The 12,665-nt window shown below is 41.2% G+C and carries 9 protein-coding genes and 1 pseudogene; 9 read left to right on the top strand and 1 reads right to left on the bottom strand.

What is annotated here, in order from left to right:
* The 5 genes and pseudogenes from T356_RS21840 to T356_RS0107820 all read left to right on the top strand — a co-directional run.
* Nucleotides 1-324: pseudogene (locus T356_RS21840) on the top strand (flagellin N-terminal helical domain-containing protein); the annotation flags it as partial.
* On the top strand, nt 301-1,887 hold the full coding sequence (locus T356_RS20805; RefSeq protein WP_242846578.1) for a flagellinolysin: 1,587 nt from the start codon (nt 301-303) through the stop codon (nt 1,885-1,887). The pseudogene T356_RS21840 and the gene T356_RS20805, both read left to right, overlap by 24 nt.
* Before the next feature lie 152 nt (nt 1,888-2,039).
* Entirely contained in the window at nt 2,040-4,520 is a 2,481-nt protein-coding gene (locus T356_RS0107830; RefSeq protein WP_026514024.1) for a glycogen/starch/alpha-glucan phosphorylase, read from the top strand.
* 149 nt (nt 4,521-4,669) lie between these two features.
* The gene (locus T356_RS20290) at nt 4,670-5,875 is read left to right on the top strand and encodes a 5-bromo-4-chloroindolyl phosphate hydrolysis family protein (RefSeq protein WP_051563269.1); all 1,206 of its coding nucleotides are present in this window, start codon (nt 4,670-4,672) and stop codon (nt 5,873-5,875) included.
* A gap of 23 nt (nt 5,876-5,898) precedes the next feature.
* Nucleotides 5,899-7,047, top strand: coding sequence for a toxic anion resistance protein (locus tag T356_RS0107820; RefSeq protein ID WP_026514023.1), 1,149 nt, complete (start codon nt 5,899-5,901; stop codon nt 7,045-7,047).
* A 259-nt stretch (nt 7,048-7,306) separates the two neighbouring features.
* Here the strand turns inward: T356_RS0107820 and T356_RS0107815 are convergent, their stop codons facing one another.
* Nucleotides 7,307-7,960, bottom strand: coding sequence for a hypothetical protein (locus T356_RS0107815; RefSeq protein WP_026514022.1), 654 nt, complete (start codon nt 7,958-7,960; stop codon nt 7,307-7,309).
* Between the two features lie 101 nt (nt 7,961-8,061).
* Here T356_RS0107815 and T356_RS18785 point away from each other — a divergent pair, with 101 nt between their 5' ends.
* The 4 genes from T356_RS18785 (at nt 8,062) to T356_RS0107795 (ending at nt 12,662) form a co-directional block, all read left to right on the top strand.
* Entirely contained in the window at nt 8,062-9,954 is a 1,893-nt protein-coding gene (locus T356_RS18785; protein WP_051563267.1) for a VanW family protein, read from the top strand.
* A 25-nt stretch (nt 9,955-9,979) separates the two neighbouring features.
* Complete coding sequence (locus T356_RS0107805; RefSeq protein WP_026514021.1) at nt 9,980-10,960, top strand: AIR synthase-related protein; 981 nt, start codon at nt 9,980-9,982, stop codon at nt 10,958-10,960.
* Between the two features lie 65 nt (nt 10,961-11,025).
* Nucleotides 11,026-11,508 carry an Lrp/AsnC family transcriptional regulator gene (locus T356_RS0107800; RefSeq protein WP_026514020.1) on the top strand — a complete coding sequence of 161 codons (483 nt, stop codon included), beginning with the start codon at nt 11,026-11,028 and terminating at the stop codon, nt 11,506-11,508.
* A complete protein-coding gene (locus T356_RS0107795; RefSeq protein ID WP_026514019.1) occupies nt 11,505-12,662 on the top strand; it encodes a pyridoxal phosphate-dependent aminotransferase in 1,158 nt (385 codons plus the stop codon). The genes T356_RS0107800 and T356_RS0107795 overlap by 4 nt, the downstream gene beginning before the upstream one ends.
* The last annotated feature ends 3 nt before the right edge of the window (nt 12,663-12,665 follow it).

The following is a 12,665-nucleotide window of genomic DNA, read 5'->3' as shown; positions in this document are numbered from 1 at the left end:
ATGAACTCGAACAGACAGCTTGGATTAACAACCAATGTTCAGGCAAAGTCTTCAGAGAAGCTGTCTTCGGGATATAGGATAAACAGAGCGGCGGATGACGCGGCAGGTCTTGCGATATCTGAAAAGATGAGACGTCAGATCCGCGGCCTTACTCAGGCGTCTGCTAATGCACAGGATGGAATATCTTTTGTCCAGATAGCTGACGGTGCGCTTAATGAAGTTCATGAAATGCTGCAAAGAGGAAGCCAGCTTGCGGTGAAGGCTGCAAACGGAACCCTCACAGACACCGACCGTGAATATATAAATGCTGAGATTACCAAGCTCAAAGAAGAGATTAATGCAGTAGCGGGAAAGACAACCTTTAATGAGATACAGATTTTTCCGTCAAACGGATCTTCCGCGACAGAAATGAGTGCTGCGCAGAAAACGCTCGCAGCTAAGATAGCAAACGAGTACATTCCGACAGCAGTCAGTCAGATTGTAAGTAAATTGTCCGGTTCTCTTGGAGGGAAGCTCAGCGAGCTTGCGGCAAATTCGACTGTAGAGGATGCCTATGGCATGAAGCTTGATATTTCAAATATAGACGGTCCTTCAAATACTCTTGCATACATGCAGTCGTCTTTCTATTCTAACAATCCCGGATACGATGAATATGTAGCGGGACAATTGTTGATGAAAGTTGATGCGGCCGACTTTAGTTCCGTAAATCTTACTGCGAAGCAGCAACAGGAGCTTGAGTCTACAATTGCACATGAACTTATGCATGGTGTTATGGATATACTGCTTCCCGAGGGAATGTATACTTCCGGCGATCCTTCAGATGATAATAAAGGAAATTTGCCAAAGTGGTTCAAAGAAGGCACGGCACAACTTGTCGGTGGCGGATTTACAACAGGTTGGAATAACTATATTGCTGATATTGTAAAAAGCTCTTCAGAAGATGCCGATAAACTTGCTGCGGTGAGAAGTTATCTCAAGAACGGAACTTTTCATGTTAATGGCAGAATGCAGCTTACCCCACAGAAAGGTATGACTGTGGAAGACAGACCATATGGACACGGATATCTTGCGTGTGCATATCTTTGTCAGTTGGCAAGTGGTCAGACTGATGTAAGTCAGGGAAGCCTCATAAACGGAGCAGATAAGATATTTAACGCTCTGATGGCAAATGAGCAGAATTATAAGAATGGATCTGCAAATGTTAAATCGTTTGAAGGCGTGATAAATTCTGTGATACAGGGAAGCGGAAAGCAGTTGAGCGATGTTATAAGCGAAGTTAACACCGGCGGAGTTGATGCGGCGGGGTTTGTGCTTAAACTTGCAAATGCGTGTAACCCCGGAAGCGGAGAATTGTTTGGTGCAGGATCATTAATTGCCTCAAGCTTAAGTTCATCGAGTGTTATGGGAACGACGGTTACTTCAAAGCAGGCTATGTATGTTAAAAATATTGATGCCACGGCTTCTGATGAAAGTGAGGAAATAGATAAAACTATTCTCTATCTTCAGGTTGGAGCAGATGCAACTGATGATAACAGGATAGGTATAAAGCGATTTGCCCTGTCTGCATCTGCACTTGGAATAGAGGAGACGAATACACGAACCGCTCAGGATTCTCTTGAAGCAATCTCTCAGTTCAAAGGGGCGTTGTCAAGTGTAAGCGCAATGCGTTCCTATTATGGTGCAATGCAGAACAGACTGGAGCATACGATCAGGAATCTGGACAATGTGGTTGAGAACACAACAGCATCGGAATCACAGATTCGTGATACGGATATGGCTGAAGAAATGGTCAGATATTCAAATAACAATATACTCGCACAGGCGGGACAGGCTATGCTTGCTCAGGCAAATCAGACCAATCAGGGAGTTTTGTCATTATTACAGTAACAGAAGGGCTGTATAACGGATAATTTTACTAAATATTATAGAAAAGTGTACTCTTTTGCGGTAAAATCAAAGAGTACACTTTTTTATTGAATAGAAAATTCTATTCAATACTTTGTTCTTATGGCAAAGTTTTCTTTATGAGGAGGGTCATTATGAAGAAGAAACAGCTCCCATTCGATAAAGAGTTATTTACACGCAGTGTGCTGTACAATGTTAAGACGCTTTACAGAAAAACAATGGAAGAAGCTACTCCGCAGGAGATATATCAGGCTTCGGCATATGCTATAAAAGATGCTATTGTAGATCATTGGATGACTACACAGAAGGCTGCAGCAGAGCAGGACCCTAAGATTGTTTATTATATGTCCATGGAATTCCTTATGGGAAGGGCATTTGGAAACAACCTCATAAATCTTCAGGCGTATAAGGCTGTAAAAGAGGCTCTGGACGAGCTTGGAATAGATGTAAATGTCATAGAGGATCAGGAACCCGATCCGGCGCTTGGAAACGGTGGTCTTGGAAGACTTGCGGCATGTTTTCTTGATTCGTTGGCAACACTTGGATACATGGCCTATGGTTGTGGAATACGCTATAAGTACGGAATGTTCAAGCAGACAATCAAGGATGGTTATCAGGTTGAAGTGCCGGATGCATGGCTTGAAAACGGCAATCCTTTTGAACTTAGAAGAAATGAATATGCCAAGGAAGTAAAGTTTGGCGGCTATGTAAATATGTATACGGATGACAGTGGCAGGACGGTGTTTAAACAGGAAGGATATCAGGTTGTCAGGGCGATTCCATATGATCTGCCTATTCTCGGCTATGGAAACGGAATGGTCAACACGCTGAGAATTTGGGATGCTGAGCCTATACAGTGCTTCCAGCTTGATTCATTTGATAAGGGAGATTATCAGAAGGCTGTAGAGCAGGAGAATCTTGCAAGTCAGCTTTGTGAAGTTCTTTATCCAAATGACAATCATATTGCGGGAAAAGAGCTTAGATTAAAACAGCAGTATTTCTTTATCTCTGCATCTGTACAGACTGCGCTTAAGAGATATTTGAAGGACCATGACAACATAAAGAAGTTCTATACGAAGGCTGTATTCCAGCTTAACGATACACATCCGACGGTTGCGGTTGCTGAGCTTATGAGACTTCTTATGGATGAGTATTATCTTAACTGGGATGAGGCGTGGGAAGTAACTACTAAGACCTGCTGTTACACAAACCATACAATAATGTCGGAAGCTCTGGAAAAATGGCCGGTTGACTTGTTCCAGAGACTTTTGCCCAGAATATATCAGATTGTTGATGAGATAAACAGAAGATTTGTGGATCAGATCATGAGACAGTATACCAATTCTGCCGGAATTGACGTGCAGTCCAAGATCAGAAGCATGGCAATCCTCTATGATAATCAGGTTAAGATGGCGCATCTTGCAATTGTCGGAGGACATTCGGTAAACGGTGTTGCTCAGCTTCATACAGAAATCCTTAAAAAGAGAGAACTTAAAGATTTCTATGAGATGATGCCTGAGAAATTCAACAATAAGACCAATGGGATAACGCAGAGAAGATTCCTCCTTCATGCAAATCCTCTTTTGGCTGATTGGATCACGAAGAAAATCGGGGATGGCTGGATAACGGATCTTTCGCAGATGGATAAACTCAAGAGCTATGCGGATGACAAGAAGGCTCAGGCCGAGTTTATGGAGATAAAGCACAAGAATAAAGAGCGTCTTGCGGCATACATTCTTGAACATAACAACATAGAAGTTGATCCCAATTCAATATTTGATGTCCAGGTAAAAAGACTTCATGAATATAAGAGACAGCTCCTTAATATCTTGCAGGTAATGTACAAATATCATGACATCAAGAGTCATCCGAATAAGGACTTTTATCCCAAGACATATATCTTCGGAGCGAAGGCTGCGGCAGGTTATTTAACTGCAAAGCTGACAATTAAGTTAATCAACTCGGTGGCTAATGTAATCAACAATGATGCTTCAATAGGCGGCAAGATTAAAGTAGTATTTATCGAGGATTATAAGGTATCGAATGCTGAACTTATTTTTGCGGCAGCGGATGTTTCTGAGCAGATTTCTACTGCAAGTAAAGAAGCTTCGGGAACCGGAAATATGAAGATGATGCTTAACGGTGCAGTTACGCTTGGAACTATGGATGGCGCTAACGTTGAGATTGTAAATGAAGTTGGTGAAGAAAACGCCTTTATTTTCGGACTTTCTTCGCAGGAAGTCATGGATTTCGAGAAAAACGGCGGATACAATCCCATGGATATTTATCATAACAATCCTAACGTCAAGAAAGTCCTTGATATGCTGGTTGACGGAACTTTTTCAAAGGATAAAGAGCTCTTTAGACCGCTATATAACTGTCTACTTAATACCAATAATTCTTCTAAGGCAGACCAGTACTTTATCTTGAAAGACTTTGAGGCATATCTTGAGGCACAGAGGAGAATATCAGAGGCTTATGCGGATAAGAAACGCTGGGCAAAGATGGCTCTTTTAAATACGGCATGTTGTGGTAAATTCTCTTCAGACAGAACAATTCAGGAATATGTTGACGAAGTTTGGAAGCTTGATAAGGTGGAACTTCCCGTTAAATGACGGATAATAGTCAAAATAGTTTAAATGCGGACTCTCGATAAGTTTCGGGGGTCCGTTTTTACGATTTTATGATCAATTGTCTTTTGTGATATAATACTGTAAAATTATATGTACGCTTGTGGTTGAATATAGAGCGTATGGAGGATCAGATGGCAAAGAATTTACCCGATGAGCTGGCGGACATGGGCAAAGAAATTTTGCGCGAAGTCTCGATAGCGATTGAAAAGAATGATTACAGCAAGCTTGCTTCAGATATTTCCCAAAAAGTTAAAGCAGCCACAGTTACATCGATAGAGCGAAAGACAACATATTCAAGCGGAAGGCAGAATACGCCTAACAGGCCGCAGAATACTTACAACTACAATCAGAGACCGGTATATACGCCCGGATCAAATGCCAGACCATACAGGCCTTATCCTTTTTTTATGAGAAAGGTTCCAAGGCATAACGGCGCAGGAGCGATAATTTTTGGAAGTCTGGGATCAGTTATCCTGATGCCGTCGGCATTGGTTGCGCTTCTTGCTTCGGGATCGTTTGTGGGAGCTGTGATTCCTTTATTGGCATTTGCTTTCTGCGCTTATCAGATTTTCAGAGGTGTCAAAAAGCTCAATCTTACCAAGGCTTTTTATGAGTACGGTCAAATGGTTGGAAATGCCGAGTATGTTGAAGTGAGTAAGCTGGCTTCAAGATGCTTTAAATCTGATAAGCAGGTTTTGAAAGATCTCAAGGAAATGATCAAAGCAGAGTATCTTCCCAGAGCAAGATTTGATTCTGACGAGAAAACTCTTATGATCACGGATAATGCGTATAGTCTCTATATCGGCGCCGAGAAGGATAAGCTTGAAAGAGAAAAAAGAGAACTTCAAAAAGATGCGGAGAAGAAGGCAGAACTTCAGGGCGTATCTTCAGAGGTTCAGAGTATTCTTACCGAAGGCGACGATTATATTAAGTTTGTAAGGAAAATAAATGATGCTATTCCGGATACGGAAGAGATGTCTAATAAGCTTTATCGCTTGGAAGAGATTATGAATAAGATCTTTTCACAGGTTAAAAAAGACAATCAGAGCGCGGGAGAGTTACACAAACTTATGAACTATTACCTTCCCACTACAAGGAAGCTGCTGGCTGCGTATGTAGAACTTGAAAAGCAGCCCGAGGCGGGAGAAAATATAGTTCAGACCAAAGCGGAAATAAGTCAGGCTATGGATACCATAAATATGGCGTTCGAGAAGCTTCTTGACAGTATGTTCCAGGAAATGGCCTGGGATATATCTTCGGATATTTCTGTTATGAAAACAATGATGGCACAGGACGGCCTTACTGAGAGCGGTGTTGCCATGCAGATGAAAGAGTAAGATAAGGTATTTAAGGAGGATTTATGAGCGAGGAATTTAATTTCGATGCAGCACCTGCTGCACCAACATTGTCATTTGGGGTGGAAGAGGCGGTTCAGGAAGCACCTAAGGCAGAGACCAAGGATAACGGTAACATTGCTATGGAGGCACAGCTTTCTGCAGAAGAACTTAAGCAGGTTGAAGAATTCAGTAAGCAGATAGATATTTCTAATTCATCGGGAATTATGAATTACGGTGTCGGAACACAGAAGAAACTGGCAGATTTTTCTGAGAAGGCACTTGATAATGTAAAGACCAAGGATATGGGTGAAGTCGGAAATATGATCACCGACCTTGTTACACAGCTCAAAGACTTTGAAATTGCTGAGGATGAGAAGGGACTTAAAGCATTATTTAAAAGAGGCGCCAATAAGATCGAAGCGATGAAAGCTAAGTATAGCAAAGTCGAGACAAACGTACAGACTATCAGCAATGAACTTGAGAAACATCAGGTTACCCTTATGAAGGATGTTGAGATTCTCGACAGAATGTACGAGCTCAATCTCAATTATTATAAAGAGCTTTCTATGTACATCCTTGCCGGAAAAAAGAGACTTGAAGAAGAGAGAAGCACAACTCTTGTCGATCTTCAGAAGAAAGCAGCAGAATCAGGACTTCCCGAAGATGCTGAGAAGGCAAAGGATTTTGCAAGTTTATGTGACAGATTCGAGAAAAAAATCTATGATCTTGAGCTTACTAAAACAATAGCAATGCAGACAGGCCCTCAGATCAGGATGGTACAGAGTTCAGATACTGTTATGGCTGAGAAGATTCAGTCAACTATTGTAAATACTATTCCTCTTTGGAAGAACCAGATGGTAATCGCGATAGGAATAGAGCATTCTACGCAGGCTGCGAAGGCTGAGAGAGAAGTTAACGATATGACGAATAAACTTCTCAAAAAGAATGCAGATGCTCTTAAGGTAGCTACAATCGAAAGTGCGAAGGAAGCTGAACGAGGAATCGTTGATATTGAAACATTAAAACATACAAATGAATCTCTTATTTCGACACTCGATGAGGTATTAAAAATTCAGACAGAAGGAAAAGCAAAACGTCGAGAAGCAGAAGTTGAACTTGCTCAGATCGAAAATCAGTTAAAAGATAAACTGCTTCAGGCAGCTAAAAATTAATCGAAATATAGATTAACGTTATTTCGAGAAAAACACCATATAGAAAAGCATCATTTCAGGTTTGACTGTATAAATCTGAAATGGTGCTTTTTTGACGTGAGAATCTTCCTATATTAATAGGAGGATATTAAGTTTTATTGAGCTAAAATTAAATTTTTAGAACTAAAATAAAGCATTTTTATAAAAAACTGAATGAGTTTCTTCCTATTAATATAGGATGTAAAACGAGTCAAAAAATAAATGGTCAATCTGCATATATTTAGTGCTGATGGACTTGTTCTTTTGGAACAGGTTTTTCGTAGCCAAGAAGTTTAAGTATTGTTAGCCTGCTTAGCGAGTTAAGATTATTCGCAATAGGGATTAATGAATTAAGCTTCTTTTCAATCTCGCTTTCACTGAGTGACAGTTTGGTTTTGTACAGGTCAATCAGGAGTCTGTATGTAGCAGTGATATCTGTCCTGGTCTTTACTGCAAATTCAAGAACCTTTGCCGAGTCCTCGTATCGGCCCGCGTCATACAGGGCTTTGCCCCATCTCTGCAGTCCGCGGACAAGGGATGTATAGTTCTGGTCATAGATTGAAAGTGGTGTAATGTTGGCTGTGCCGTACTCCAGTTTTAGATCGGTATTGGATATTCCGGTTAGATTAACTATCTTCTCATCCTTCAAAGCGAGGACTTCTTGTTCAGAATTTTCCAATTCTTTGTCCCCGTTGGAAGTTCCAAACGGAAGAACGTTTACAGGAATGCAGATATAATCGAGGTTTTCAAGACTTTTTTTTCTGACGTTATTGGATTTTCGCTCTTTTTCCCAGAAGCTTGCTTCGCGAGCCTCTTCTTTTCTGCTAACCCGACGCATTGAGATATTAAAAAAAAAGCCGACAATAATTGTACTTGCTAAAATAGGAAATTTCATCTATAATTACCTTCCATAAACACACATGATGGTTTTTCACGTACAATTTTAGCACAAAATAACGCGTATAGGACAAAAGGAAAGTAGGAAGTGGAAGTATTATGAAGAGATTTTTTTGCGGACTCGCTCTTTCGGTACTTGCTTTGACAGCTGCGCCTTCAATTAGGGTATCGGCGGCAGCTAACAACACAATCGTAAAGGGCGTAAAAATCGGGGACATTGATGCGTCTGGAATGACGGTCGCAGAGGCTAAGGAGGCTGTAAAAAACAAAGTTGAAAATGTTGTTACAGGTGAGATAGTTCTTACAGGCGGTAATGGAAAAAAAGTAACAGTTCATGGAACAGATTTGGGGTTGTCATGGAGTAATCCTGATGTTGTCAAAGAGGCTTATGCCGTCGGACATGAAGGAAATGTAGTTCAGAGATACAAGGAAGGCAAGGACGTTGAGCAGAGCAGTCGCGAGTTCAATATTGAGTACAATATTGACGATGAGGCGCTTTCAACTGTAATCCGCAAATGTAGTACGGAGTTCAATAAGGACTTAGAAACCATTAACCTTGCAGAAGAAAAAGAAAAAGATAAAAAAGGCAAAAAAGCAAACAGAGAGAAAGCTCTGAAAGAGGGCGAATCTGAGCAGGCAACGGGAATAAAAGGTTATCTTGTAAACATAGATGAGTCGAAGGAAATCCTTAAAGATTTCATCGAGAATTCATGGGCTGAAGATAACACTGAGGTTGAGATTGCAGTAAGGACTGTTGATGCCTTCAAGAACGAAGAGGCATTGCAGAAGATGAGTGATGTTCTTGGAACATATACTACAAGTTATAAGACATCCGGTGCTGCAAGATGTGCAAACGTTGAGAACGGATGCGCTCACCTTAACGGAATTACGCTTGATCCCGGCGAAGAGCTTTCAATTCTTGATACAATCACTCCTTTTACTGAGGAGAATGGATATTATCCGGCCGGTTCATACCTGAACGGTCTTGTTGTTGAGAGTATCGGTGGTGGTATCTGCCAGGTATCATCAACTCTTTATAACGCAGTTCTTTTAGCTGAGCTTGACGTTACTGAGAGACATAATCATTCAATGATCGTGTCTTATGTTGAGCCTTCTGCCGATGCAGCTATTGCACAATCAGGCGGTAAGGACTTCAAGTTCAGAAATAACACAGATTCTCCGATCTACATCGAGGGTATCTGCACACCTGATAAGCATATTACATTTACAATTTACGGACATGACAAGAGACCTGCAGGAAGAAAGGTTACTTACAAGAGCATTATTCTTGACAAGACTCCTGCTTCAGAAGATAAGTATATGACAGATCCGTCACAGGCTCTCGGTTATGTAGGAATGCAGTCTGCACACCTTGGATACAAGTCTCAGCTCTGCAAAGTTGTTGAGGAAGACGGTGTTGAGGCCGCTACAAAGATAATCAATACCAGCACATATAACATGGTTCCCAGAATTATCACAGTTGGAACAAAGGGTGCTGATGAGAAGGCTATGGCTGAGCTTAAGACAGCTATGGAATCAAAGGATATCAGTACAATCAGATCGGTTGCATCACAGCTTGGTCTTAAGAAGTCAGCTACTACAACAGATTCAGAGTCTGATTCTAAGGCAGCTTCTACAGATGCCCCGAAGAAATCAGGTCCTTCTTCACCGGTAACTACAGGTGAGAAGAAGACAGAGTCTGCTGCTAAGAGTTCTGATAAGACAGAGTCTGCTGATAAGAAGTCAACTTCTACTACAACAATTACAACTGAGAAGAAGACAACTTCCGGCGGTACAGTAGTTACAGAGAAGACGACAGAAACTACTGTTACAACCAATGATGAGCCAAAAACAGAATCAACATCTACAGCTAATTCAGAGAGAAAGTCAGATTCTGATGAGAGTGCAGAGGCCAGAAATGACGACCATTCTTCGGATAAGGAGAAAGAATCCGGTAGGAATGGCAGGAAGCAAGAATTAAGTGAAGGCTAAAAACTGATCAAGACCCGGAGAAGAAATGAAAACAGGTAAAATTTCAGAGAACATTCTTAAGAGATCCGTTTTGAAGTTGATAAAAACAGAATATAAAAACAATGAGAGCGCAGTTGCAGGGGCAGACTGCGCTTTTTCTCAATATGAAAAAGTGTTTTCCGCAGTATGTCCTGTTACGGTAGATATCAAAGATGGCGGATATTATGCGGTCATGAAGGCAATCGGAAATCTTGTGATTCATGGAATAACGCCTACACATGTCACGGTATCTGTTCTTCTTCCGGAAGAAACTGAAGAGAAACAGCTAAAGGAAATTGTAAAAGATTCCATTTCAGCGTGTAAGGAATATGGAGTTGATTATGCCGGCGGGCATACGGAAGTGACAAGCGCTGTTACGAGACCTGTTATAACTGCGAATTGCGTAGGAACCGCGAAGAATGGTGGCTTCGATATTGGTAAGAATGATAATCTGAAAGCCGGACAGGCTCTTGTTATTACAAAGTGGATCGGTCTTGAGGGGACGGCAATGATAGCAGAGAAAGGAAAAGAAGCGTTAAGTTCCAAGTATCCTGTTCCGTTTATTCGGGATGCGATTGATTTTAAGAATTACATGAATGTGGAAAAAGAGGCCGCAGTCGCCATGAAGTCCGGGGCGGTCGCTGTAACCGATATTTCGAATGGAGGAGTATTTGCTTCTCTTTGGGATATGGCAGAAAAAGCGAGAACCGGACTAGAAGTGGATTTAAAGAGCATTCCGATAAGACAGGAAACTGTTGAAATCTGCGAGTTTTATGAAATTAATCCTTATCAGCTTTTGTCGGGAGGATCACTTCTTTTTGCATGTGAGGACGGAGACAGGCTTGTTGCGGAACTTGAAAAAGAGGGAATTCCTGCAAAGGTTGTCGGATATCTTAAGAGCGGAAATGATAAGATCATTACAAATGCTGATGAAACAAGGTATCTGGATATGCCGGGATGTGACCAAATTCATAAAATACTGGGATAAGTATCCGGAATTGTAGTATTATATATATCGGGATGAATAACAGGAGGATGGAGATACAAATGAGCATCAGAGAAGAAATATTAACTATTATTGAGAAAAACAGCCGTATAGATGTACATGAACTTAGTGTTCTTATCGGATCTGAAGAGATAACAGTTGCGAACGAACTTAAAGCTCTTGAGGACGAGGGTGTAATCTGCGGTTATCATACAATGGTCGATTGGTCCAAGACAACTATTGATAAAGTGAATGCCCTTATTGAAGTGAAAGTAACACCTCAGAGAGGAATTGGTTTTGACAGCATTGCTGAGAGAATATACAAATACCCTGAAGTAAAAAGTGTCTATCTTATGAGTGGAGGTTTTGATCTCATGGTAATCCTTGAGGGCAAAACTTTGCAGGAAGTAGCGGGATTTGTAAACAACAAGCTTGCTACACTTGACACTGTGCTCAGTACCGCGACACACTTTATTCTCAAGAAGTATAAAGATCACGGAACAATACTGACCAGAAAGTACGAAGACACAAGGGAGAAGATAACACCATGAGAAATCCGATAGGAAAGAAGATTGTTGATATAAAGCCCTCGGGTATAAGAAAGTTTTTTGACATTGTTCAGGAGACAGAGGGGGCAATATCATTGGGTGTGGGAGAACCTGATTTTGACACACCTTGGCACATAAGAGATGAAGGCATATACTCACTGGAGAAAGGAAGAACATTCTATACTTCCAACTCCGGACTAAAAGAGCTCAGGACAGAAGTTTCAGAGTATATCAAGAGAACTCAGGGGGTAGAGTATGACCCTGTAAAAGAGATATTTATAACAGTCGGCGGATCTGAGGCAATCGATCTGGCACTCAGAGCTATGGTAGATCCCGGGGATGAAGTACTTATTCCTCAGCCCAGTTATGTATCATATGAGCCATGTGCAATACTTGCTGATGCTAAGCCGGTTATAATCGAACTTAAGGAAGAAAATGAATTCAGACTTACTGCTGAAGAAGTTCTCGAGAAGGTAACCGATAAGACAAAGATATTGGTACTTCCTTTCCCTAACAATCCGACAGGAGCCGTTATGGAGAAAGAAGATCTCGAGAAGATCGCAGCAGTTGTCAGAGAAAAAGATCTTTACATTATCTCCGACGAGATTTACGGAGAGCTCACATACAAGGGAAAGCATGTCTCTATTGTTTCACTTCCCGGAATGAAAGAGAGAACTATTTTGATCAATGGATTCTCTAAAGCTTATGCCATGACAGGATGGAGACTGGGGTATGCATGCGGACCGAAAGCGATTATGGAGCAGATGGTCAAGATTCATCAGTTTGCTATCATGTGCGCACCTACTACCAGTCAGTATGCTGCTGTAGAGGCACTTAAGAACGGTGATGATGATGTCAAGATGATGCGTGAGCAGTACAACCACAGAAGAAGATATCTTCTGAATGAGTTTAAGCGTATCGGACTTCCTTGTTTTGAGCCTTATGGAGCATTTTATGTGTTCCCTTGCATAAAGAAATTCGGAATGGCAAGTGATGATTTCTGTACAAGGCTTTTGAAAGAAGAGAAGCTTGCTGTTGTTCCCGGAACAGCTTTTGGTGATTGCGGAGAAGGATATATCAGAATATCTTATGCATATTCACTTGAAAATCTGAAAGCTGCTATGGAGAGACTTGAGAACTTTATATCAAGATTGTAAAAA

Source organism: Butyrivibrio sp. LB2008 (assembly GCF_000621565.1).
Taxonomy (GTDB): Bacteria; Bacillota; Clostridia; order Lachnospirales; family Lachnospiraceae; genus Butyrivibrio.
The sequence above is the reverse complement of the archived record's forward strand: the minus strand, read 5'-3'. Positions and strand labels throughout refer to the sequence as shown.

Excerpts from the sequence above, each read along its gene's own strand:
- T356_RS20290 (WP_051563269.1), top strand. The coding sequence starts at position 4,670 with ATGGCAAAGAATTTACCCGATGAGCTGGCGGACATGGGCAAAGAAATT.
- T356_RS0107830 (WP_026514024.1), top strand. The coding sequence starts at position 2,040 with ATGAAGAAGAAACAGCTCCCATTCGATAAAGAGTTATTTACACGCAGT.
- T356_RS0107815 (WP_026514022.1), bottom strand. The coding sequence starts at position 7,960 with ATGAAATTTCCTATTTTAGCAAGTACAATTATTGTCGGCTTTTTTTTT.
- T356_RS18785 (WP_051563267.1), top strand. The coding sequence starts at position 8,062 with ATGAAGAGATTTTTTTGCGGACTCGCTCTTTCGGTACTTGCTTTGACA.
- T356_RS0107795 (WP_026514019.1), top strand. The coding sequence starts at position 11,505 with ATGAGAAATCCGATAGGAAAGAAGATTGTTGATATAAAGCCCTCGGGT.
- T356_RS0107820 (WP_026514023.1), top strand. The coding sequence starts at position 5,899 with ATGAGCGAGGAATTTAATTTCGATGCAGCACCTGCTGCACCAACATTG.
- T356_RS0107805 (WP_026514021.1), top strand. The coding sequence starts at position 9,980 with ATGAAAACAGGTAAAATTTCAGAGAACATTCTTAAGAGATCCGTTTTG.